Below are 22,877 nucleotides of genomic sequence, written 5' to 3' on the forward strand. Positions count from 1 at the left end.
GGCGTTGCGCTTGAACCAGATGTTCGGGAACGCCAGGAACCGGTGCCAGGCCACACCCATGTTGGTGTTCAGCGAGACCACGATCATCCAGATGAACGACGTCCCGATCTTGATCATCGCCACCAGGTAGACCAGGTTCTGGAGCGTGGTGACGCCCAGCCCCTTGAACGCCAGGACGAGCGGGTACGAGGCGAAGTAGCCGGCCTCGTAGTGCTCCACGTGGTGCAGTGCACCCTCCAGGCCGCGCAGCACGTAGATCGCGAGGCCGATGGTGAGGATGACGTATTCGACGAAGTAGGCCTGGCCGGACTTGGAGCCGGCGAAGCGGGACTTGCGGCCCGCGCGGGAGGGCAGGTTCAGCAGGCGGATCGCCATGAGGACGACGATGCCCAGGATCGTCATCACGCCGATGAACTCGATGTAGAGCTCGAACGGCAGGAAGTCGCCGATGACCGGCAGCACCCAGTCGGCCTCGAAGAGCTGGCCGAAGGCCTGGGCGAGGGTCGGCGGAAGCGTCAGGAAGCCGATCGCCACGAACCAGTGGGCGAAGCCCACGATGCCCCAGCGGTTCATCCGCGTGTGGCCGAGAAACTCCCGTACCAATGTCACGCTGCGCGCGTAGGGGTTGTCTTTGCGGGTTCCGGCGGCGAGCGGCTGGCCCAGCTTGAAGTACCGGACGAACTGGCCGACGGCACGTGCGATCAGGGCGACGCCGACCACGGTCAGAAGCAGCGACACGATGATCGCGGCGAGTTGCATTTGGGGGCTCCTCGGGCCTGCGAGGGAAATTACTAAGCGGTAACTTATGCAGTCCGTTTGAGACTACCCCGTATTCTCCGTCGCACTGTAGCGGGATGCGGAGTGATCTCAGTCGCTGAGGGTTGCCTCAGAATCAGGTCGGGTTCAGGTCGGGTTCGGGGTCGGGTTCAGGGGTGGGTCCGGGGTCGGGTTCGAGTCGGGTCCGGGTGGGGGAGTGTCGGGTTCCGGTTGAGGTCCGGCCGGGGCCTGGCCGTGGTCCGGCCGTGGTCCGGCGGTGATCCGGCGGCGGTCCGGCTGGGATCCGGTGGCGAATCGGCCGTGTTATTCGTACCAAATTGGTACATATGTGACTAATTTATATCCGTGCTCTACGGGATCGTCGCCGCCATCACCGCCCTGTTCCTCGCCGCCGTCCTCGCCGCCCTGCTGCGCGTGCCCGCCCTGCGCCTGGGGTTGCTCGACCGGCGGCAGCGGCAGCGGCGGGTGCCTCTGTTCGGGGGTGCCGCCGTGGTGCTCGCCACCTGTCTCGTCGCGGTCGCCGGGGACTGGACGGGCATCGCCCCGCTCGGTGACGGCATCGAGGTGCTCCTGGTCGCCGGGGGTGCCGTCGCCGCGCTCGGACTGGTCGCGGACGTGTGGCGGCTCAACGCACGGTTCCTGGTGATCGGCACGGCGGTCGCGGCCGCCTTCGTGGTGCCGTACGGCGACACGGGTGTGGTGGCCGGGGTGGCCGGTGTCGGCTGGATCACGTTCGTCGCCCTCGCCTTCCGGTCACTGGACCACGCCGACGGAGTGGCCGGAACCGTAGGGGTCGTCACCGCCTTCGGGGTGGCCGCCTGTGCCGCCGTCGAGGTCATGGACGGGCTGGCGGTTCTGCTGAGCGTGTTCGCGGCCGCGCTGACCGGGTTCCTGATGCACAACTGGCCCCCCGCGCGGGTCGCCCTCGGGGCGTGCGGATCGCTGTTCGCGGGGTTCCTCCTCGCCGCCGCCGCCGTGATCGCCCGCGCGGGGCACGATCCGGTCGCCGGCGCGGGGGTGCTGGTAGCGCTCACCGCGGTGGCCATGGCCGACGTCGTCCTGGTCGCGCTGTCCCGGCGGCTGGCCCGACGGCCGTTGCTGCGCGGCGCGTCCGACCATCTCGCCCACCGGCTGCGGAGGTTGGGGCTCACCGCGCAGGGGGTGACCGTCCTGGTCGGGGCGGCCGCCTTCGCGGCGGTGCTCGTCGGGGTGCTGGTGCACGCGGGATGGGCCGAGGCGCGGGCGGTGTTGTGGGTGGCCGGCGGGGCACTCGTCGTGGTGCTCGGGATGCTGCGGGTCGCGGTGTACGGGCCACCACGCGCGCGTGGCCGACGTGACGGGCGGGCGCGGCGGCCCCGTACCGCGGGTGCCGCTCGGGCGGCGGGAGGGGCCGGCGGTGCCGGTCACGGTGCCGCCGGCACGCTTCGGGAGGCGCGGCTCACGGGCCGTTCCGCGCCCCGCCCCGAGCAGCGTCCCGGGTCGGCTCCGGCGTCGGTCTACGCGCCCCGGCGTCAATCCGAGGACCGGGCGCACCACCCGGAAGCCGGTGTGCGGCGAACCGGTCGATCCGTATCGCCGCAGGTCAACGCTTCCTTGCGCGTAAGGAACGGATAAGAGTTGAGTGGGTACGACTCAGGTCTGTTGACCGAGAGGGGAGCCTCGTGCACACTTGAGTCCGTTCCACTCAAGTCAGCTGGAGGAAGATCACCATGGCACGTGCGGTCGGCATCGACCTGGGCACAACCAACTCCGTCGTCAGCGTTCTGGAGGGCGGCGAGCCCACCGTCATCACCAACGCCGAGGGTGCCAGGACCACGCCGTCCGTCGTCGCCTTCGCCAAGAACGGTGAAGTGCTCGTCGGCGAGGTGGCAAAGCGCCAGGCAGTCACGAACGTGGACCGGACCATCCGCTCCGTGAAGCGTCACATGGGCACGGACTGGACGATCGAGCTCGACGGGAAGAACTTCAACCCGCAGCAGATGAGCGCGTTCATCCTGCAGAAGCTCAAGCGCGACGCCGAGGCCTACCTGGGCGAGAAGGTGGCCGACGCGGTCATCACCGTCCCGGCGTACTTCAACGACTCCGAGCGTCAGGCGACGAAGGAAGCCGGTGAGATCGCCGGTCTCAACGTCCTTCGTATCGTCAACGAGCCCACCGCGGCCGCGCTCGCGTACGGCCTCGACAAGGACGACCAGACGATCCTCGTCTTCGACCTCGGTGGCGGCACCTTCGACGTGTCCCTCCTGGAGATCGGTGACGGCGTCGTCGAGGTGAAGGCCACCAACGGTGACAACCACCTCGGTGGTGACGACTGGGACCAGCGCGTCGTCGACTACCTGGTGCAGCAGTTCAAGGCCGGCCACGGCGTGGACCTCGCCAAGGACAAGATGGCGCTCCAGCGTCTGCGCGAGGCCGCCGAGAAGGCGAAGATCGAGCTGTCCTCGTCCACCGAGACCTCGATCAACCTGCCCTACATCACGGCGTCCGCCGAGGGCCCGCTGCACCTGGACGAGAAGCTCACGCGCGCCCAGTTCCAGCAGCTGACGGCCGACCTGCTGGAGCGCTGCAAGACGCCGTTCCACAACGTCATCAAGGACGCCGGCATCAACCTCTCCGAGATCGACCACGTCGTTCTCGTCGGTGGTTCGACCCGGATGCCCGCCGTCGCCGAGCTCGTCAGGGAGCTGACCGGCGGTCAGGACGCCAACAAGGGCGTGAACCCGGACGAGGTCGTCGCCATCGGCGCCGCGCTCCAGGCCGGTGTCCTCAAGGGTGAGGTCAAGGACGTCCTGCTCCTCGACGTGACCCCGCTGTCCCTCGGTATCGAGACCAAGGGCGGCATCATGACCAAGCTGATCGAGCGCAACACGACGATCCCGACGAAGCGTTCGGAGATCTTCACGACGGCCGAGGACAACCAGTCGGCATGTTCGAGCTGACCGGTCTGCCGCCGGCGCCGCGTGGCGTCCCGCAGATCGAGGTCGCCTTCGACATCGACGCCAACGGCATCATGCACGTCACGGCCAAGGACCTCGGCACCGGCAAGGAGCAGAAGATGACCGTCACCGGCGGCTCCTCGCTGCCGAAGGACGAGGTCGACCGCATGCGCCAGGAGGCCGAGCAGTACGCGGACGAGGACCACCGCCGTCGCGAGGCCGCCGAGTCCCGCAACCAGGGCGAGCAGCTCGTCTACCAGACGGAGAAGTTCCTCAAGGACAACGAGGACAAGGTCCCGGCTGAGGTCAAGACCGAGGTCGAGGCCGCCGTCGAGGAGCTGAAGGCCGCGCTCAAGGGCGAGGACACCGCCGAGATCCGCACGGCCACCGAGAAGGTCGCCGCGGTCTCGCAGAAGGTCGGCCAGGCCATGTACGCGGACGCCCAGGCCGGCCAGGGTGCCGACGCTCCCAAGGCCGACGCACCGAAGGCGGACGACGACGTCGTGGACGCCGAGATCGTGGACGACGAGCGCAAGGACGGTGCCGCGTGACGGAGGAGACCCCGGGCTTCGAGGAGAAGCCCGACGTCCCCTCCGGCGCCACCCCTGAAGACGCCGAGCCGAAGGCCGCTTCCTCCTCCGCTTCGGCGGAGGGGGCGGCCCCGGCCGGGGACGCGAACCAGACAGCCGGTCTGGTGGCTCAGCTGGACCAGGTGCGCACCGCTCTGGGCGAGCGCACCGCCGACCTCCAGCGCCTCCAGGCCGAGTACCAGAACTACCGCCGCCGGGTCGAGCGCGACCGGATCGCGGTCAAGGAGATCGCCATCGCGAACCTCCTGACCGAGCTCCTGCCCGTCCTCGACGACATCGGCCGCGCGCGGGAGCACGGCGAGTTCGTCGGCGGCTTCAAGTCGGTGGGCGAATCGCTGGAGACCGTCGCGGCCAAGATGGGCCTCCAGCAGTTCGGCAAGGAGGGCGAGCCCTTCGACCCGACGATCCACGAGGCCCTGATGCACAGCTACGCGCCCGACGTCACCGAGACGACGTGCGTGGCGATCCTTCAGCCCGGGTATCGGATCGGCGAGCGCACCATCCGCCCCGCGCGGGTGGCCGTCGCCGAACCGCAGCCCGGTGCACAGGCGGCGAAGGCCGAGGAGGCCGAGGCGGCCGACGACAAGGAGAGCGGTGGCCCGGACGAGGGCTGAGCTCGATCGGATGAGTGATGGGGAGGAGGGACGTCGAGGATGAGTACCAAGGACTTCGTCGAGAAGGATTTCTACAAGGTCCTCGGCGTCCCCAAGGACGCCACCGAGGCCGAGATCAAGAAGGCGTACCGGAAGCTCGCCCGCGAGTTCCACCCGGACGCCAACAAGGGCAACGCCAAGGCGGAGGAGCGCTTCAAGGAGATCTCCGAGGCGAACGACGTCCTCGGTGACCCCAAGAAGCGCAAGGAGTACGACGAGGCCCGCGCCCTCTTCGGCAACGGCGGCTTCCGCCCCGGTCCGGGCGCGGGCGGCTCCTTCAACTTCGACCTGGGCGACCTCTTCGGAGGCGGCGCCCAGGGCGGCGGTGCCCAGGGCGGCTTCGGCGGCGGCATCGGGGACGTGTTCGGCGGCCTGTTCAATCGCGGCGGCCCCGGCACGACCCGTACCCAGCCCCGGCGCGGCCAGGACATCGACACCGAGGTCACCCTGACCTTCTCGGAGGCGATCGAGGGCGCGACCGTCCCGCTGCGCATGTCCTCGCAGGCCCCCTGCAAGGCGTGTTCGGGGACGGGTGACAAGAACGGCACCCCGCGCGTGTGCCCGACCTGCGTGGGCACGGGACAGGTGGCACGGGGCTCGGGAGGCGGCTTCTCGCTGACCGACCCCTGTCCGGACTGCAAGGGGCGCGGCCTGATCGCCGAGCATCCCTGCCTGGACTGCAAGGGCAGCGGCCGCGCGAAGTCGTCGAGGACCATGCAGGTCCGCATCCCCGCCGGGGTGACGGACGGTCAGCGCATCCGGCTGCGCGGCAAGGGAGCCCCGGGCGAGCGTGGCGGCCCGGCCGGCGACCTGTACGTCGTCGTCCATGTCGGCGCCCACCCGGTGTTCGGCCGCAAGGAGGACAACCTGACGGTGACCGTGCCGGTGACCTTCACCGAGGCTGCACTCGGTGGCGAGATCAAGGTGCCGACGCTCGGCGGGCCGTCCCTGACCTTGAAGCTTCCGCCCGGCACGCCCAACGGCCGCACCATGCGGGCGCGGGGCAAGGGCGCGGTCCGCAAGGACGGCACCCGCGGCGACCTGCTGGTCACCGTCGAGGTGAGTGTTCCGAAGGACTTGTCGGGGAAGGCTCGTGAGGCGCTGGAGGCGTATCGCGAGGCGACCGCGGGCGAGGACCCGCGGGCGGAGCTGTTCGAGGCCGCGAAGGGAGCATGAGAGTGATGGACGGCCGTCGGCGTAACCCGTATGAACTGACCCAGGAGACTCCGGTCTACGTCATTTCGGTGGCGGCCCAGCTCTCTGGCCTGCATCCGCAGACACTGCGCCAGTACGACCGTCTGGGTCTCGTCTCCCCCGACCGCACCGCCGGCCGGGGGCGCCGCTACTCGGCCCGCGACATCGAGCTGCTGCGCACGGTGCAGGCCCTGTCCCAGGACGAGGGCATCAACCTGGCCGGCATCAAGCGGATCATCGAGCTGGAGAACCAGGTGGCCGCGCTCCAGGCCAGGGCCGCGGAGCTGGAGGCAGCGCTGGACGGCGCGGCCGCGGCGATGCAGCAGCGGGAGGCGGCGGTGCACGCCTCCTACCGGCGGGACCTGGTGCCGTACCAGGAGGTTCAGCAGACCAGCGCGCTGGTGGTCTGGCGGCCCAAGCGGTCGCAGCAGCCGTCTTCCGACTGAGATCTCAGGAAACTCGGGACTTCTGGACTTCTGGACCTGGGGACTTCAGGACCGAGGCATACGCGTACGAGGCAGGGGCCGGAGATTCGTCTCCGGCCCCTGCCTCGTTCTCTACGGCCGTCACTCGCCCATGTCGACGCCCGGCTCCGGCCGCTCGTGACCCGGCGGCCGCTGCTCCGGCTCCCGTACGGGAGCCGGGGGCCGGTTGCCGCCGCCCCGGGGCACGCCCATCTGCCACAGGTGGGAGCCGGGGATGTCCGGTGCGGGGGACGGGGCCGGGGTCGATGCGGGGGCAGGTCCCGGTGCCGTGGCCGGGGTCGATGTGGAGGCGGGTCCCGGTGCCGGTGCCGGTGCCGGCACCGGGGTTGTCGTCGGGGACGGGGACGGAGACGGGGTTGTCGTCGGAGACTGGCCCGGGGCTGTGGCCGATTCGGGGGTGAGGACGGGCTCCGGGTCCGGCTCTCGTACCCGGTCCTGCTCCTGCGCCCGTTCCTGTTCCCGTTCCGGTTCCCGTTTCTGCTCCGGATCCCGTTCCGGTTCCGGTTCCTGCTCCCGTTCCCGTTCCCGTTCCTGCTCCGGTTTCCGTTCAGGTGCGGGCTGGGTCTTCTCCTGGTGCGGGGTGGCGCCGCCCGTGCCCGCAGCCGGTGGCGTCGCCTCCGAGCCTGTGCCTGGGCCTGTGTCTGGGCCTGTGTCCTTGCCCGTGTCCTGGGCCTGGTCGGGGCCCAGGTCCGGGCGCCGCCAGCGTTCCGGGATCGTCGACAGCCGTCGTACGGCCTCGGGGTCGCCCGCCGCTGCCGCCGCGACGGCGCGGGCGCGCAGGGCGCTCTGGCGGGCGATGGGCGAGAAGCCGGGAGCCGCGTTGCCGGTCTCGGAGGGCAGCCCGCGGACGCCCATCCCGTTCAACTGGCCCTGGATTCCCGTCTCCGGGGTGAAGATCTCGCGCGGCAGCTGCCAGGAGGCGGCGCCGTCCACGTCGACACGGTGCTCCGTGCCGTCCACGGCGAAGGTGAGCCCGTAGCCGACGTACTGGTCGTCCTTGTCGAACAGCAGGTCCCCGGAGATCTCCCCACCCCGGTCGCGCACCTCGTCGGCGAGGACCTGGAGGGCGGGCGGCAGGGGGTTGGTGCGGCCGAGGCTGGTGACGTAGCCGTCGCTGCGGGCCACCCTCGGTTCCTTGGTCCCCTTTTCCACGTAGGGGACCTGGAAGCGGGTCTCACCCTTCTCGTCCTGGTAGGTCTCGATGGCCCCGACACGTGCCTCGACGAAGCTCAGACGCTTCTCGCCGCCCTCGCCGTGGCCGTACTTCGCCTCCATCGCCGGGAACTGGACCTGGTGCTGCAGCGCCGGCGGCGGCCTCGAGCCGATGATCGTGACGTGCGCGTCGGGATTCTGGATCAGGATGATCTCCGCGTTGGCGACGGCCGTTCCGCCGGACCCGACGACGATCCACTCCTGGGCGGCGTGCGGGTCGAAACGGCTCTCGGCGACCTCGTCGCCCAGCAGCGCCCGCCCCTCCGCGGCCTTGCGCGCCTCCTCCCACTTCTGCGTCGAGTCGAGAGCGGTGAAGCAGTTGCCCATCCGGGTCTCGTCCGCGGCGCCCAGGCCGGCCGAGAGGGCGTCCTTCAGTTCCGCGTAGGAGTTCAGGGCGCCGAGCACGGTGCCGGCGTCCGTGCCGCCCCGCTCGGCCCGGGTCAGCCAGGCGCGCATCTCGCCCGCGCCGGCGAACCCCTGCCCCTCCAGCTCGCGCAGCCGATCGCTGATCAGCCGGACGGCTTCGCTGCGGCTCTCCACGGCGAATTCCCCGCGCGGCATTCCCGGTACGAGTTCCGGTGTGAGGCCGGTGGCGATGCTGGGGGTGCCGTCGCAGGCCACCCAGAGGGGGGTCGCGCTCTCCGCGCCATCCTCGCCCAACGTGCGTACCTCGGCGAGGAGTTCGCCGTTCTGCCCCAGGCGCAGCCGGGCGTGGCCGTTCACCACGTCGCCCTGCGTGGCGAGTTGGTCCTCCCAGACGCGGACGGCGTGGATGGAGATGCGGTGCCGGGGATCCTCGACCGCCGAATACGGGTCCACGCCCATCCACTGGGCGAGGTCGCGGTCCTGATCCGCCGACTGCACGATCCCGGCACCGGGGTCCAGGTGCCAGCGGCCCGCCCCGTCCACCAGCAGCGCCTCCGGATCCCGCCCGGTGAGACTCGCCCCGCCGCCGATCACGACCTTGCGCAGCGGGAGTTGCCCTTCGGCGAGCTGCCCCTCCAGCGTCTGTACGGTGCGATCGCTGACCTGGGCGCGGTACTCGGCCCACCGCTCGGCGGCGGGTTCCAGCTCGTCGCGGGGGAGCGGCAGCCCGTTCTGGTCGTAGCCGGGCATGGGCATGGTGACTTCACGCCGCCCGATGAACGCCTCGACCTGCCGCTCGGCCCGCAGCGCGGCGTCGCGGGACGCCTGGAGCGCGGTGGCGTCGGCGGGGGAGAGGTTCTCTATGGGGTGGGCGAGGGCGGTCAGCAGGCGACGGGAGCCGGCGGAGAGAAAATCGGCCGACACCCGGTGGCGCACACGGGCGGCTCTCTCCTGGGGGCGGAACGCTTCTTCGTCGCTGACGGCGGCGGTCGGCCGGATTCCGTAGGGATCCAGCAGCGCCGAGAACTCCGCACGCGCTTCCAGCTGCTGCTCTGGGGAAAGATCGGGAGCCGAGCTCCGCGCAGCGAGCCAGTTGAGCTCGCCTATGCGGCCCCGGTCCGCTGTGGACAGCTCCTGATGGGCGGGGAGTTCGGCCCCTTCGCGCAGGAGATTGTCCCGTACAGGGGCAAGACCATCGGCGGCGCGTTCGCGTACGGCGGCGAGCTCACCGAGTTCGTGGGCGAGGACTCGTCCCAGCATCGCGGTGGGAAGGCGGTCGGACACCCGGATGACGTAGTTCTGCGAGGTGGTGTTCGTCGCCGTGTCGGCGATCGCTCCCGTCGTCAGCGGAATGGCGTCCACCCAGATCTGGGCGGACTCCCCCTGACTGTCCTGCAGCACGAAATACTGACGCCCGTCCTCGGTCTGAGCCGGAGTGAGGGAGGCAAGTCTGTCCCCCAGGACGACGGCCGCCACGGCACCCATGTCACGCCTGGCGGCCCACACGAGATCCTGCTGCTGCGCGGGTCCGCCCATGCCAAGCGTGCCCATGACGATCTGCGGATCGGCCGATGTGTCCACGTGATGCCCTCCCCCAGGCTCTGTACATATGCACACCGCACAACAGACTTTAGGATCATCCCATGTTGAGAGCCCGTTCCTCACTCGAAGCGCACCTGTACATGGACCTGCACCCATGCGAGTGCGGGAGCTCCGACTTCGTCCGCCGGCACCGCCTGGAGCAGCGCGGTGACGGCATCGTCGCCGTGTACGAGGGGCCGTGCACCCAGTGCGGTCGCAACCGGAACTTCGCCTTCCTGATGGCGGACGAGATCCCTCCGCCTCCGCCGGCCTTCGGTGGCCCCGAGCCCTCCGAGATCATCGACCCCGGTGAGTTCTCCGAGGTCGCGCACGACATCTCGCGCCGCGCGGGACTGGACATGCTCAACTCACCCGAATCCGAGCACCACAAGTACCGGGGAGCCATGGCGTACGCGCTGGCCGCCTCCGAGGAGGTGGTGAAGTTCATTCCGCCGGGGCAGGACGCGGTTCCCGCCTCCGCCTTCACCTCCGAGGTGGGCAGGGCCCGCTACGAGCGCGAGCCGGCGAAGTTCGACCGCGACATCCTCGAGATGGACATCGACCTCACGCGGAAGATTCTCGCCGACATCGACGAGGTCAGCCCCCCGCCCGGGGGGACCGGCCCCCGGGGCTGAGTGCGGGCCCGGCGGTGCGGGCGGCTCAGCCCAGCTGTTCCGTCGTGCCGTCCGGGTGGATCAGGAGGCGGATCGCGCCGCCGTAGCGGTTGTCCGTGATGGTGGCGGGCGTGGGGGCGCCGAGTTGCTGGGCGCGTTGCTGAAGGATCGCCAGGACCACGTCCTGGATGTCGCCGTAGGGCGGGGCGGTGACCGGGACGCCGTCGATCAGGCCGGCGTTGGGGGAGAAGACGTGCACCTGGGCGTCCGCCGTGGCGGGGGGTGGCGGCGTCGGTTCGGTCATCGGTGGTCGGGGTTCCTTCCGGCTCGGTTCCGGCTCAGGCGCTCTTCGCCTCGTCCTGCTCGGAGACGTCCATGGCGACGTCCATGGTGACGTCGACGGTGCGAGCGTACGTGCCGCGGGCGAGACGCTGAAGGCGGCCCGACTTGACGAGGGCGGACAGTACGTTGCTGATCGTCTTCGAGGGGTCGCCGTAGACGCCGGGCGTGAGGGCGCGCAGGACGTCACGGGCGGAGAAGGGGCCGGGGAAGGTCGACACGGCCGTCTCCACGGCCGCCCGGATGCTCGGGGCGCCGGAGGGGGCGAGGGCGGCGGCCTGGCCCGTGCCGGTGGACGTCCTGCCGGTCGGGGCCGGATGCGGCAGACAGGCGCGGATGCCCTGCAGGGCGGTGCGGATCGGCTCCAGGTGTACCTCGTCGCGGTCCGAGGCCCCCGTCGCGGCCAGCATGGTGGCCACCTTCTCTATGTTGGCGAGAGAGGCGGCCAGTTCGCGCAGCAGCGGTTCCAGGAAGTCACGGCGCAGGGCCGCCACCGGGTCGGTGGTGGCGAGTTCGACGGAGACCGAGCCGGTGAGGGCGCGGAGCGGGCCGGCGGTGTCCGGGGTGCCGTCGGCGGCGTCGCCTGAGCCCGGGCCTCCTGCCGGGGCCAGTGCCTCCACGGCCTTCCTGGCGGCGCGGATGGTGTCCGGCATCTCCGGCGCGATGTCGCCGCCGGGCACGCTCGCCAGCATCGTGACCAGCTGCTCCAGGCCGGTGAGCGTGGGCAGGGCGGAGCGGATCAGAGGGGCCAGCAGAGCCTGTCGTACGGCCTGGGCGGGATCCTCGTACGAGAAGGCGATCCGCTGCCCGGACTCGGCCGCTGCCATGTCCTCGCTCCTGCTTTCCGGGGGGGTCTGTCTGGGACGGTGGCCGCTGCCGCCGCTGTGCGGCTGCTGTGCGGTGGTGTGCTCGTGCAACTGCCTCGGGATGGCGGGCAACTCGCGTCGTGGCCTGGCCAGTTGGTCCTGTCGTGCGTCGAACGCGTCGAGGATTCGCTCCAGCGTGGGCTGGCCGCGCTCGGCGTCGTGCCGGGCGGCCGTGTCGGTGCTGAGGGAGCGCAGCCGCAGCAGCCGGCGGGACGTTTCGCCGGAGCTGTAGCCGGGGCCCGCGCCGGGTCCGTCCACCGTGTGGGTGGGCAGGTCGCCGTTCGCGTCGCCGACGCCGAGGGCGCGGCGGATCCAGCGGCGGTCGTCGAGAGTGGTCGCGGCCGCGTAGCCGTAGGGCTCGGCGTGGCCGACGGCGTCCTGCAGGCATTCCGCCCACAACGGGCAGGAAGCGCACAGGTCGCGGGCGGTGCGGAGCAGCACGAGGTGCTGGTGGCGCTGTTCGGGCGAGGTGTACGGAATGTCCGTGGGTGCCTCCAGCAGCGGGTGCTGGAAGACGTCCGGTCGGCGCTGGCAGGGCAGAGCGGCGTCGGGGGTGTGGACCCCCGTCCCCGCCCCCGCTCCCCGTACCGCCCCGCGCGCGGGGCGCGTGGGCAGCGCCGTATGGCTGGCCATAGGCATGTGTGTTGTCCCCCGTGGTGATACGTGATCGGGGGGGAGCCTAAATCGTTCCGTCAACCCCGTGCAACGCATCTGCAAAGCATGTGCCGACTTGGCACAGTGACGAGACGAAACGTTCACACGGGCCTCAACTGTCCGACGGGTCACTGGCTTTGTGCGTGCGCAGACGGCCAAGTGCCTGGCGGGCCCGGCCTGCAACCGCTTTCGCGCTGCTCCCGCGCATCGCCAGTACACCGAGCACGCCGAGGAATCCGAGCGGTACACCCGCTTCCGGCAGGAACATCCCGACGACGGACGCGATGACGAGGATCACATTCGCGAGGACGACGGTGACGCCCCGCCGGCCCGGGTGCTCCTTCACCATCCAGGCGCCGAGGAGGGCCATTCCGGCGAGGGCCCAGTAGCCGAAGGCGGCTGCGCCGGTGACGGTGGCTCCGGCGTCCTCGCTCGCGCGGGCCGCGTCGCCGACCGCGGAGAAGTAGCCGGTGAAGGCGATGGCGAGGATGCTCACCCCCATCCCCAGGAGCAGCTGGGTGCGGCGGCGGAGGAGCCAGAGCACGAGGCCGAGGAGCAGGGCGGTGAGGACCGCGACGAAGCTGGAGCCGCTCTGGGAGGCGAGGGTGATCACCGTGTAGAGCGCGGCCGCGCCGAAGACGATGCGGGGGAGGAGGCGGACGGCCCAGGCGTCGCTCTTCTCCTGGCGGAGGAAACGGCGGAAAAGGGGGAGCGGAGGGGTGGTGGGTTCCGGGGCGGTGGGTGTCGCAGTGCCGGCCGCCGAAGCGGTGGGCTTGTCCGGCCGGTCGGCGCTGCGGGCGTCCGGCCGGACGGCGGCGCTCTGTGGAACGGGGTGAGCGGGGCGCGGGGTGCCGGTTCTGCGCGGGGTAGGGGCGTTGCCCGGGGTGCGGCTCATGGGCGGGTCACACTCCCATGCCGGTGTCGTTCGACTGCTCAGGAGCCGGAGGCGCTTTCGGCGGAGCCGCTGGTGTGTCGGACCTGCCCGGGGCGGCGACGACCGACTTCGCCTGGGCGGTGACACCGGGCAGGAAGTTGTGGGCCTGCGCGGTCGCCGCCTGCGCCGTCGGGAGGGTGAGCGAGTCGAGCGGGGCCGGTCCCGTCCTGGCGTTGACCGTGACACCGGGGAGGTACTGGCCGTGGGTACTGACGGCGACGGGTGGCGGTCCCGCCGGTGAGTCCGGTTCGGGGCTGCGTAGTCCGGCCGCCCACTGCTGGTCCTCGACGCTGGGCAGCGTGACCTCATGGTCCGGACGCAGGACCTTGATCTCCTCGATGAGCTTCTCCACGTCGGCCGCGCGAGCGGGGCCGTCCATGGTCGCCACCCGGGCGCACACCTCCAGCACGGCGGCGCGCTGGGCCTCGGGGGTGGGGAGCGCAGCCAGCTGTTCGAGGTCCAAGTGGCCCGCCTTGGTCAGCGGCGTGTACTTCGCGTCGCTCTCGTCGTACGGGAACGTGTGGACCTGGGCGCGGACGGCTTGGGAGGCCAGCAACTCCTGTGTCTCCGGGGCGAGATGCGCGTACTTCTGTGCCGGGGCCGGATACATGAAGTTGATGATGTCGAGCTTGCCGTCCTGGCGGAGCTGACGGGACTCCGTCTGGTATGCGACGGTTCCGGGGTTGAGCTCGGCCATGAAGAAGAGGGCTTCGTTCTCCGTCTTCGCGGCGTACTTCTCGGAGAGGGTGCCCCAGGCGTCGTAGGCCAGGGCCAGCCCCGCCTGCTCGTCCAGGTCCAGCGCGTCCTGCATCTCCGCGTCCCACAGATGGAGCCGGCCCAGTGCTTCTCCGCCAGGCGTGCCCTCCAGGTACCGCAGGCTGTCCTCCACGATCGAGTTCTGTTCCTCGGTGTACGCAGCCGCCATGTGCATGCTGTACAGCTCTTCCCCGGGCTCCATGTTGATCTGCGGATGATCCGCCAGCTGGTAGGACCAGAAGGTGGACCGGGTGTCGGGGTTGGGCAGCTCCATGTCCTGGGCGGCCGCGAACGCCCGCAGTCGCTCGTGGAGTTGCTCCCGGTATTCCTTCTCCGGGAGGTGGTCGATACCCTCGCGCAGCCCTCTCGCGATCCTCTTGGCCTCGGCCTCGGTCAGTTCGGGCTCGACGGTCCGCTGCCGGACACGAGCGTTGTCGAGGACACGGTCCGGGATGTGTGCCTGGATCACACGGCCTCCGGCGGATAGCAGGTCACTTTGATCATCGTGCGTCGGAGCGCGTCCGGCGTTCGGACGGATCCCGGCTTGACGGCGAGTACGGTGACGCGGCCCTCCGGCCCGCTCTCCCGCCAGATCGCCACCCGATAGGGGTCCCTGTCCTCCAGACGAAGGTCGCTGGGCGCGAGCCAGTGCCGGTCGTGCGGCGGTTCCGGGAAAGCGGGGTCATCCCAGGCGCCCGCGAAGGAAGGGTCACCGAGCACAGCGCGGGCAGCCTCGACATAGGCGGCCCAAGTCCCGGCAGCCCGGGTGAGCACCTCGTCGTTCTCGGAGGAGTCGTCCGCGGACAGGTGCCAACTGGTCCAGCTGAGCTGTTTGACCGGAGCCCACCCGGCGGAACGCACGGGAAAGAGGGTGAAGTCCTGGCCCGTGCCACTGCGCACCGACAACACACGCTCCGCCGACGTCGGCTTCCAGCCGAACAGTGCGCACCAGTCGTCCAGCGCCTGACCGGGATTCGGCGGGCCCGCCCAGACGGCAGGCCAGTCCACGTGCTCCAGGCCCTTCAGTTCCTCGGCCAGCTGCTCGGGACTACGGTCGATCCTGAGGGTCGTCATCGCTTGTCACCTTCCTCGCGTTCCGCACGGCTCCGGTTCATCCGTGCCGCGCCTGCCGACGGGACTCCACGTGGTCGGGGTCGTGGCAGACGAGTCCGATCCTCGCATTAGCCGGTACGGGACCACCTCGTGCCGCTGCGCCGAGCGTCGTCCTGAGCTCGAACACCGGCGCCTGCGGCACTCGGAACCGCCACACCGCGACGCGGTGCGGGTCCTGGTGTTCCGCACGCCACCCGGCGTCTGGCCAGGCCCCCGGACCCGGCAGTTCCGGGAAGTCCGGAGTGTCCCAGGCGCCGTTCCAGGACGGGTTGCCCAGGAGGCCGCGCAGGGCGGTCAGGCAGGCGGTCCAGCGGTCCTCGGCCAGGGCGGTGACGAGGGCGTTCTCGCCCGTGTCCCGGGCCCGGGCCGACCACACCGTGTGGTCGATCCGGGTCACCGGGCCGCCGGGGGTGGCGGACGCGAGATACAGGCGGCCGCCCAGGGCCGTACGGACGCGCAGTCCCGCCTCGGCCCACAGCGGACGCCAGCCGAACCCGGCGCACCACCTGGCCCGCTTCACCGTGTCCTCCGGCACCCCCGCCCACACCGTGGGCCAGTCCACGCCGATGAGCCGGTCCAGTTCCGCGACCAGTTGGTCGGGACTGCGGTCGGCGGTCAGGGCGGGCATCGGATGGCTCCTTGGTGTGGGACGGGAGGCGGAGGAGGCAGGGTGGGTCTAGACACGGCCGCTGGGGCCGCGCGGGTCCCTCGGAGGCGGGGTCGGTGCCGCCGGCGGCTCGGCGGGACGGGGGCGGGGGGCGGGCACCTGCCGTACGGGGGCGGGAGCGGGAGCGGGCGCGGGAGCAGGAGCGGGTGCCGGGCGGGACTCGGTCGGCTTCGTGGACTGCGGAGCCGGCGCGGTGCTGGACCCGCTGACACGGCGGCCTCGGGTGCGGGGCGGCTCCGGAGCCGGTGACTCCTGGCCTCCCTGCTCGCCGAATTCCCGGTCGTAGTTCTTCTGGGCGACCTGCGAACTCTGGTAGGCCGTCTGCCGCTGCTCGCGCTTGGACTGACCGAGCCAGCCCTTCTCCTGCATCTTGGCCCGGCCCTTGCCCTTGAAGGCGAGCTTGTCCACCGCCCAGGCGGTCCCGCGTGCCGTGCTGCCCGTCGCGCGGGCCGTGCCCTTGGCCGTGGTGCTCGCGACGCGGCCCGTGGTGCGGGCGGTGGAGCCTGCGGCGGACGCGGCCAGGCCGGGAGCCATGGCGGTCACCTTGCCGGCCATGTCCCCGACGCCGAGAGCGTCGTCAGCGCCCTGGACCTGCGGGCTGAACTTCCCGGACAGCAGGTTCTTGAGCAGCATGATCACGGCGACCGTGACCAGCAGGAGCATCAGCAACTGCATGCCCAGCGGGACCTGAAGCGGCAGGATCAGCTGGTAGAAGAGCAGCAGGATCGTGAGGATCACGCCGAATCCGGCGCGCAGGACGAAGCTGTGCACGAAGGTCTGCCACCAGCCCCGCAGCAGCTTCTGCTGGGTCGGGTGGATCGAGATGATCGCGACCAGGGGCAGCAGGATCACCATGATGAGTGTGACCGCGTGCCACAGGAGTGTCAGGGCGCTGAGCACGACCACCATCAGGCCGACGATGAGCGAGGCGACCAGGGCGTAGACCCCGATGCTGATGCGGTTGGCGGGTTTGTCGCCGGACCACTGCTCGTAGATGCGCGCATCCTCGTTCTTCGCGATGTAGTGGCGCAGCTCGCCGTACTGGTTCTCCTTCGCCTTGATGATGTCGCCTTTTTCGTTCTCCTCGACTTCGACCGGCGAAGGGTGCTGGTAGTACTCGATGTTCGTCACCGACTGGATGATCACCTGCTTGACCCGTAGGTCGGTGCAGCGCTTGCCCGCGCCGAAGTCGCACTTCTCGGTGCCCTTGTACTCCATGCGTGCCTTGCCCGGGTCGCCGAACTGGCCGATGGCCCACGGGCGGAACGCGAGGGTGTCGTACATGGCACAGCTGGAGATGCGCATGCCGCGCTGCGGTGCGTTGTCGGGCAGGTCGCAGGGCGGGTCGACACCGTTGATCGCACCGTCCAGCACGGCCTCGGTCAGGGCGGCGTTTCCCTGCGCGATTCCCGAGTCGGCGGTTTCGACCACCGCCACGTAGTTTCCGTTGACGAGGAACGCCGACACGGCGATGACGACGAACGCGGCCCAGCCGACACCCGACCAGACCTCGCGCATGTCGCCCTTGCGCCACTTGCCGAACACCCAGAGGCCGGTGAGAAGGATCATGGTGGGCACGGCGAGCTTGAAGACGCCGTTGTTCAGGCGGTCGACGACGCTGTCGTCACCCGAGACCGTGCCGTCGTAGAGGGCGGCCAGCGGGCTGGGGTTGGAGGAGATCTCCTTGATGCTGATCGCGGCCCGGCTCATGATCTTGCTCAGGTCGAAGATGGCCTGGGCGATGCTGTTGTAGATCTCGTTCTGGAGGCTGCACTCGTCGTCGTCGGCGGCCTGACCGCGCTCGCCCTGCTGCGCATCGTGCTGGCTCTGCTGGGTCGAGGCCCAGTTGAGACCGCGCATGGCGCTGAGTTCGTAGAGCGTGTACTTCGACGCGGGGCCGTCCATCTTCGTCGCCCCGGCGACGAGTTCGCGCTTCCCGTCCCATTGCTTCACCGAGGGGAAGATGTTCTCCGCGGCGGGGCCTGGCATGTCGGCCTTCTGGTTGATGCTCTGCTGCGCCCAGTCACAGGTGTCGAAGAGGGCCTGCGCCTGCTGTGGAGCGGAGAACGAGAGCGCGATCACCCCGAGCACCAGGAACAGCACGGCCCTGGCGGCGATGCCGGTGCTGATGAGTTTCTCGCGCGGGGAGCGCCTCGTCCGGGGCCGTGCCGGACGGCCGGAGCGCGGCCGGAAGCGGGTCAGCATGAAAAGCCCTTCAGGGACGGGTAGGAGGTCAGTCGTCGTAGTAGTCGGTGAGAACGCATCCGGCGACCAGTGCGGGCTCCTGCTTGTAGCCGCTGGGTATCGGGTGTTCCGCAGAGCAGTGCAGGGTCTTGAGGCCCGATGTCTTCAGTTCCTGGATGGTCTGGGCGTCGCCCGGATCCACCGCGAAGTCCTTGCCGATCAGGATGGAGCTGTAGTTCCTCTCCTTGATGGAGGTCTGGAACTTCTTCATGTCGGACAGCAGGAGCAGCGTGTTGGCGTCGTTGTACTTGTCCATGCAGACGGCGCGCTCTTTGATGCCCCAGGCGGGATCCTGGGTCATGCTCTCCTCGCCCCAGGCGGGGTCCGTGTCCGCGTAGTTGGAATCGTCGTATTCGGCGCCCGCCTTGAGATCAAGGCACGAGGCGTGCTCGTTGAGGAAGTACGCGAGGGTCGCCATGTCCGATGCCTCGGGCAGCTCCGTGCTCGCCGTCTCGCTGCCGCCGCCGCCCTTTCCGCTGCCCGTGCTCGCACTGCTCTTGCCGTCGCCGTCGTTGTCGCCGGCGTCGCTGTCGTCGCCGCACGCCGTCAGCGACACCGACATGAGGAGGAGGGCGCCGATGGTGATCGCTCGCCTGATTCGCATGGGGTTTCTCGCCTTACTCGGGGACGTAGTTGGTCAGGACGCAGCCGTCCACGAGGGCCGGCTCCTTGTCGAAGCCGCTCGGCACCGCGAGGCCCGCATCGCACGTCAGGAATCTCAGTTCGGACTGCTGGAGGCCGCGGATAGCCTCGTCGCCGACCGGAACGACCGCGAAGTCCTCGCCGACCAGGAACTCGTCGCCGCTCGCCTTGGCGGCGGTCTGGAACTTCTTCATGTCGGGGACGGTGAGCAGAGCGATGGGCCCGCCCGAGTCGTCCGTGCACACGGCGCGCTCCTCGATGCCCCAGGCCGGGTCCTCCGACTCGTCCGTACCCCAGGCGTCGCCGTCATTCCCGCCGTCATTCCCGCCGTCGTACTCGTCGCCCGTCGCCACGTCCTGGCAGGAGGTGTACCGGTTCAGGTAGCTCGCGATGGACGCCGTGTCCGACGCCTGGGGCAGGCCATCGGTCGTGGTCTGTCCGCTGCCGCCGTCCGAGTCGGCGTCGGAGCCGAAGACGGAGTCCGCCCCGGTCTTGGATCCCGAGCCGGACTCCGAGTCCGACCCGCACCCGCTCAGCGCCGCGAGCAGGGCGAGGGCCGCGGCCCCGGTGGCGAGACTTCTGGACATGCGCACGGTGGAACCGACTCCTGGGTGGGTGTGCGTGGGGGTGGGGCCGGTGAGGCGCGTCATGCCGTCGCCGTAGCCGTAGCCGTAGCCGTAGCCGTAGCCGTTTCCTGCGCGGGGGTCGCCGACCGTGCCGGGTCCTCCTCCGCCTCCTGCAGGAACGTCCAGTCCCAGACGCTGAGCGGTGGGTTGATGCCCTGGCGGGCCGGGCGGGTGGTGCCGTTGGTGTCCGTGGCGGCGAGGATCTCCTTGAAGACCAGGTCGACCGCGACCGTGCCGACCCGCTTGTCCGCGTCGCGCTGGAGGCACACACCGGTGCGGAGTTCCTGGAGGGCGGCGATGACCTTCGGGTCGTTCTCCGGTCGGCCCAGGAGCGGGGCCACCATGGACGCCTCCTGCGCCGACTTCTGCTTGAAGGCGAAGACCGTGTGGATCTGGTTGGCGCCACCGCTGCGGGCCTCGGAGTCCTCGATCTGGACCAGGTCGATGGCCTGCTGGGTGATCAGGACGGTGACCGCCAGGTAGGAGCGGCCCTGCTTCAGCGCGCGGCGCATCAGGTCGCGGCCGGACTCGGTCGCCGTGACGACGTACGCCTCGTCGACGAAGAGCGCCTTCGGGCGGAGCCCGATCTCGCCGGTCACCGGGTTCTTCTCGTAGCCGACGTCGAGCATCTGGCTGCCCAGTTCCACGACCGCCATGAGGGCCGTCGCAGCGAGGCGTTCCGCAGGGTTCCAGCTGCGCGGGTCGGAGGCAGCGGGCGACTGGAAGCCGCGCAGGGTGATGACCGTACGGCGCTTGCGCATGCTGGACAGGGGCTGCGGGCGCTCCGCGAAGGAGAGACGGGCGTAGGGGAGCGTGCGCAGCTCGGTCAGGAGCATCTGCGCGAGCTTCAGGTCCTTGATCGCCTCGCGGTCGCCGCTGGCCACCGCGTGGTCGTACGCGGCCACGACCTCGTCGACCACCTGCCACAACGTCGGCCGGGGGACGGCGAGTTCGGCGTCGCGGGCCGTGTAGCCCTGCTCGACGGCCTGGCGGATCGCGGAGTTGTAGCGGCCGATGACGGACGCCATGCCCTCGATGACGGGGAGGCGTACGCGCTGGTAGTCCTCGTCGCCGAGGAAGCCCCGGAGCATGGACTCGGCGAGCAGGCGGCCCGCGGGGACGTCGCGGGCGATGACCCACGGGTCCAGGACGCCGGCCTGGCCCTTCAGGAGGTCGACGACCTCCGTCTCGGCCCAGAACTCCGGGTTCACCGGCTGGAACTTGCTGGCAGGGGTCCCGAGGAGGCCGGTCTCCGCGTCGCCCGCGAAGTCCGGGTCGTTCACCTGGCTGCCGAAGGCCAGGTAGTAGCAGAGCTGGGCGAAGTCGGTCTTCGGGTCGATGACCAGGCAGCGGACGCCCGACTCCGACTCCTCGTAGAACTTCTGGAGGGCCAGCGAGGACTTGCCACCGCCGGACGCGCCGACGATGGCCAGGCCACCGCCGTCGTTGCGGGCGGGGCCGACGTGCAGGGAATAGTGGACCGGCATCTTGCCCGCCCAGCCGACCAGGTTGCCGACCCAGCCCAGACGCTTGCCGGAGCGGTGCTCGGGGTTGTCGCCCAACTCCGTTCCCGCGGTGGGCAGTCCGGCGCCGAGCTGCTCGACCTCCTGCAGCCGCAGGTAGGGCGCGATCGGCAGCTTCGGCGCGTCGCCGGGGAGCTGCGCCTGGAGCAGTCGCCACTGCTGGCGGGTCGGGCGCAGCAGCGTGACCTTCAGGTCCTGCTTGAACTGCATCTCCAGGACCCGGCGGCGGCGCTCGAGCTCCTTCACGTCGTGCGCCGAGATCGTGAAGCGGATCTGCGCCTCCATGCCCGGCATCTTGTGCTCGTCGATGTCGTCGACGAGCTCCTGGGCGCGGGTGACCTGCGTGGCCAGCTTGGTGTCGGGGCTGCGGCCGGAGTTGGCCATGTCGTTCATCTCGTCCACGAGGTTGCCGCGGATCTTGTCGGCGCGGTCCTTGAACTTCAGGTACGGGATGAGCGTGAACCGCATGTCGATCTCGACGGGGAAGTCCACGTGCTGGGCGGCGTAACGCGCCCACGCGGTCGACTGGCGAAAGCGGGTCTCCGCGGGCCAGTTGGCGGCCACGAGGGTGGTGGTGTAGCTGGTCTGCTGCTCGCCCGTCACCTCGTCGTACTGGTTCAGGACGATGTGCGTCTTGCGGTTCTCGCCGGAGAAGTCGACGACCAGGTCGAACTGGTTGGGTCCCCAGGCGCGCGAGCCGAGCACCGGCTCCGGCGGGACCGGCAGGTCGCCGTGGAGCGGCTTGCGGATCAGCCAGACGAGCTCCTCGCGGCTGAGTGGGGTGCCCTTGAGGCCCTCCAGGCTCTCGTGGACCTCGACGGCGACCTGCGTCCACTCGGCGAGGACGTGCGGGGAGAGGTACTCGTCCGTGACACCGGTCGCGGTGGCGGCGGCCTGGTCGGCGGCGCCGCGGACACCCTGGAGGAGGCCGGGCTCGTCGTACGGCTCGTCGTCCTGGGCGACGACTCCGCTGCCGCCGTTGGTGCGCTTCAGCGAACCCAGCTTCACCAGCAGGATGTTGCGCTCGCGCTTGGCGCCGATGCGCTCCTGGTACTCGGCCTTGCGCAGGTTGTACGCCTTGTAGTTCTCGGTGGGGTCCCAGGCGACCGCGTTCAGGTCTTCCGCCCAGGTCAGCGCGGTGATCGGCTGGTAGACCTTGCGGTAGTGGCACTCGACGTTGCGGTCACCGCGCGCCAGGTTGAGCAGACCGCGGGCCGGGCCCTCCGCCATCGCCTGGAGCTCGCCGGCGTTCAGGTACTCGTCGATGGCGTTGGGCAGGACCATGCCCGTCCACACCGAGTCGCCGTGCACGAAGATCATGTCGTCGGCGTACCGGTAGGGGAGGCGGAGGTCCTCGCGGCGGGCGGCGGCCGACGAGCCGGACGGCTTGGAACGAGCCGAGGACGACTGCTTCGAGCCGCCCTGGCCGTTCTTCTTGCTCGACGAGGCGGCCATGATCATGGCGACCACGAAGAAGGCGGCCGCCCCGCCCAGAAGGATCATCATGAACATGGAGGACTCATCCTGCGGTAGTCGACATCGGGAAGTGGTGGGGTGGTCGCGGGGTCAGCGCCTGGCGGCGGCGAACGCGCTGCCGCGTTCGGCTGCGACGCGACGCGCGGTCTCGTAGCGGGCCTGCCAGCGCGGCGAGCCGGGGGTGAAGAGGATGACCTGCCAGTGCAGTTGCTCCGGCTCTTGGTCGGCGGCGAGGCCCTGCAGCCGCTTGGGCTGGAACCACCAGTCGGTCCACACCACGAGCTGCTGGCTCAGGGTGAGCGCCGAGGGCAGTGGGCGCCCCCAGACGAAGTAGATGCCGAACGGCGGGCCGAAGTAGAGCACCGACGTCCACATCGACATGCCGAGGAAGGGCAGGAACGCCGACACGGTGAACAGGGTGATGAGCCAGACCAGCCCGAAGCCGAAGGCCGCGCCCAGCGCGGGCAGCAGCAAGCCGGGCAGCGGGATGTTGCCCCAGTTCCAGATCCGCTTGGGGCGGTTGACCAGATCGGTGTGGTCGTACGCGACCAGCGGCTCCGGTGCCTCCTGGCTCATGTCTGCGAACTCCCCTGTTTGGAACGGCGGCTGACGGTACGTCGGGCAAAGCC

At 70.2% G+C, this 22,877-nt stretch carries 17 protein-coding genes and 2 pseudogenes; 6 read left to right on the top strand and 13 right to left on the bottom strand.

Features of this window, described 5'->3' with window-relative positions; all coding sequences use genetic code 11:
- Window positions 1-759: pseudogene (locus ASD48_RS09690) on the bottom strand (Fe-S oxidoreductase); the annotation flags it as partial.
- A 363-nt stretch (window positions 760-1,122) separates the two neighbouring features.
- Between ASD48_RS09690 and ASD48_RS09695 the strand changes: the two are divergent.
- From ASD48_RS09695 to ASD48_RS09715, 5 genes and pseudogenes are all read left to right on the top strand, one after another.
- The gene (locus tag ASD48_RS09695) at window positions 1,123-2,391 is read left to right on the top strand and encodes an MraY family glycosyltransferase (RefSeq protein ID WP_057601109.1); all 1,269 of its coding nucleotides are present in this window, start codon (window positions 1,123-1,125) and stop codon (window positions 2,389-2,391) included.
- Window positions 2,392-2,486: 95 nt separating this feature from the next.
- A pseudogene (gene dnaK / locus ASD48_RS09700) lies at window positions 2,487-4,264 on the top strand (molecular chaperone DnaK).
- Window positions 4,261-4,917, top strand: coding sequence for a nucleotide exchange factor GrpE (grpE, locus tag ASD48_RS09705; RefSeq protein WP_057601110.1), 657 nt, complete (start codon window positions 4,261-4,263; stop codon window positions 4,915-4,917). Before dnaK ends, grpE begins: the two are co-directional and overlap by 4 nt.
- A 39-nt stretch (window positions 4,918-4,956) precedes the next feature.
- Complete coding sequence (gene dnaJ / locus ASD48_RS09710) at window positions 4,957-6,132, top strand: molecular chaperone DnaJ (protein WP_057601111.1); 1,176 nt, start codon at window positions 4,957-4,959, stop codon at window positions 6,130-6,132.
- Between the two features lie 5 nt (window positions 6,133-6,137).
- Window positions 6,138-6,596, top strand: coding sequence for a helix-turn-helix transcriptional regulator (locus ASD48_RS09715; RefSeq protein ID WP_057601372.1), 459 nt, complete (start codon window positions 6,138-6,140; stop codon window positions 6,594-6,596).
- A gap of 120 nt (window positions 6,597-6,716) precedes the next feature.
- Here ASD48_RS09715 and ASD48_RS09720 read toward each other — a convergent pair whose 3' ends face one another.
- A complete protein-coding gene (locus ASD48_RS09720) occupies window positions 6,717-9,794 on the bottom strand; it encodes a hypothetical protein (protein WP_057601112.1) in 3,078 nt (1,025 codons plus the stop codon).
- A gap of 62 nt (window positions 9,795-9,856) precedes the next feature.
- Between ASD48_RS09720 and ASD48_RS09725 the strand changes: the two genes are divergently transcribed.
- Window positions 9,857-10,429, top strand: a complete 573-nt coding sequence (locus tag ASD48_RS09725; RefSeq protein WP_057601113.1) for a hypothetical protein — start codon at window positions 9,857-9,859, stop codon at window positions 10,427-10,429.
- Between the two features lie 25 nt (window positions 10,430-10,454).
- Here the strand turns inward: ASD48_RS09725 and ASD48_RS09730 are convergent, their stop codons facing one another.
- From ASD48_RS09730 to ASD48_RS09780, 11 genes are all read right to left on the bottom strand, one after another.
- A complete protein-coding gene (locus tag ASD48_RS09730; RefSeq protein ID WP_020129155.1) occupies window positions 10,455-10,712 on the bottom strand; it encodes a hypothetical protein in 258 nt (85 codons plus the stop codon).
- Between the two features lie 34 nt (window positions 10,713-10,746).
- Window positions 10,747-12,246, bottom strand: coding sequence for a WhiB family transcriptional regulator (locus ASD48_RS09735; RefSeq protein WP_057601114.1), 1,500 nt, complete (start codon window positions 12,244-12,246; stop codon window positions 10,747-10,749).
- 133 nt (window positions 12,247-12,379) lie between these two features.
- Window positions 12,380-13,162: a hypothetical protein gene (locus tag ASD48_RS09740; protein ID WP_242432560.1), complete on the bottom strand. Its 783-nt coding sequence runs from the start codon at window positions 13,160-13,162 to the stop codon at window positions 12,380-12,382.
- Window positions 13,163-13,169: 7 nt separating this feature from the next.
- On the bottom strand, window positions 13,170-14,426 hold the full coding sequence (locus tag ASD48_RS09745; RefSeq protein WP_057601115.1) for a hypothetical protein: 1,257 nt from the start codon (window positions 14,424-14,426) through the stop codon (window positions 13,170-13,172).
- Window positions 14,423-15,031, bottom strand: a complete 609-nt coding sequence (locus tag ASD48_RS09750; protein ID WP_057601116.1) for a hypothetical protein — start codon at window positions 15,029-15,031, stop codon at window positions 14,423-14,425. Before ASD48_RS09750 ends, ASD48_RS09745 begins: the two co-directional genes overlap by 4 nt.
- A gap of 37 nt (window positions 15,032-15,068) precedes the next feature.
- A complete protein-coding gene (locus tag ASD48_RS09755; RefSeq protein WP_057601117.1) occupies window positions 15,069-15,698 on the bottom strand; it encodes a hypothetical protein in 630 nt (209 codons plus the stop codon).
- Window positions 15,699-15,746: 48 nt separating this feature from the next.
- Window positions 15,747-17,942, bottom strand: coding sequence for a hypothetical protein (locus ASD48_RS44140; RefSeq protein WP_057601118.1), 2,196 nt, complete (start codon window positions 17,940-17,942; stop codon window positions 15,747-15,749).
- Window positions 17,943-17,970: 28 nt separating this feature from the next.
- A complete protein-coding gene (locus ASD48_RS09765; protein WP_057601119.1) occupies window positions 17,971-18,585 on the bottom strand; it encodes a hypothetical protein in 615 nt (204 codons plus the stop codon).
- A 13-nt stretch (window positions 18,586-18,598) separates the two neighbouring features.
- Window positions 18,599-19,273 (bottom strand): hypothetical protein, encoded by a 675-nt coding sequence (locus ASD48_RS09770; protein ID WP_242432561.1) that lies wholly within the window; start codon window positions 19,271-19,273, stop codon window positions 18,599-18,601.
- Entirely contained in the window at window positions 19,270-22,284 is a 3,015-nt protein-coding gene (locus ASD48_RS09775) for an ATP-binding protein (RefSeq protein ID WP_057601120.1), read from the bottom strand. The genes ASD48_RS09770 and ASD48_RS09775 overlap by 4 nt, the downstream gene beginning before the upstream one ends.
- Window positions 22,285-22,338: 54 nt before the next feature.
- Window positions 22,339-22,824: a hypothetical protein gene (locus ASD48_RS09780; protein ID WP_057601121.1), complete on the bottom strand. Its 486-nt coding sequence runs from the start codon at window positions 22,822-22,824 to the stop codon at window positions 22,339-22,341.
- Window positions 22,825-22,877 lie beyond the last annotated feature (53 nt).

This window comes from Streptomyces sp. Root1310 (assembly GCF_001426425.1).
GTDB lineage: Bacteria > Actinomycetota > Actinomycetes > Streptomycetales > Streptomycetaceae > Streptomyces.

Coding starts and splice junctions, on each gene's coding strand:
- dnaJ (WP_057601111.1), top strand. CDS start 4,957: ATGAGTACCAAGGACTTCGTCGAGAAGGATTTCTACAAGGTCCTCGGC.
- ASD48_RS09715 (WP_057601372.1), top strand. CDS start 6,138: ATGGACGGCCGTCGGCGTAACCCGTATGAACTGACCCAGGAGACTCCG.
- ASD48_RS09725 (WP_057601113.1), top strand. CDS start 9,857: ATGTTGAGAGCCCGTTCCTCACTCGAAGCGCACCTGTACATGGACCTG.
- ASD48_RS09730 (WP_020129155.1), bottom strand. CDS start 10,712: ATGACCGAACCGACGCCGCCACCCCCCGCCACGGCGGACGCCCAGGTG.
- ASD48_RS09735 (WP_057601114.1), bottom strand. CDS start 12,246: ATGGCCAGCCATACGGCGCTGCCCACGCGCCCCGCGCGCGGGGCGGTA.
- ASD48_RS09740 (WP_242432560.1), bottom strand. CDS start 13,162: ATGAGCCGCACCCCGGGCAACGCCCCTACCCCGCGCAGAACCGGCACC.
- ASD48_RS09750 (WP_057601116.1), bottom strand. CDS start 15,031: ATGACGACCCTCAGGATCGACCGTAGTCCCGAGCAGCTGGCCGAGGAA.
- ASD48_RS09755 (WP_057601117.1), bottom strand. CDS start 15,698: ATGCCCGCCCTGACCGCCGACCGCAGTCCCGACCAACTGGTCGCGGAA.
- ASD48_RS44140 (WP_057601118.1), bottom strand. CDS start 17,942: ATGCTGACCCGCTTCCGGCCGCGCTCCGGCCGTCCGGCACGGCCCCGG.
- ASD48_RS09765 (WP_057601119.1), bottom strand. CDS start 18,585: ATGCGAATCAGGCGAGCGATCACCATCGGCGCCCTCCTCCTCATGTCG.
- ASD48_RS09770 (WP_242432561.1), bottom strand. CDS start 19,273: ATGACGCGCCTCACCGGCCCCACCCCCACGCACACCCACCCAGGAGTC.
- ASD48_RS09775 (WP_057601120.1), bottom strand. CDS start 22,284: ATGTTCATGATGATCCTTCTGGGCGGGGCGGCCGCCTTCTTCGTGGTC.
- ASD48_RS09780 (WP_057601121.1), bottom strand. CDS start 22,824: ATGAGCCAGGAGGCACCGGAGCCGCTGGTCGCGTACGACCACACCGAT.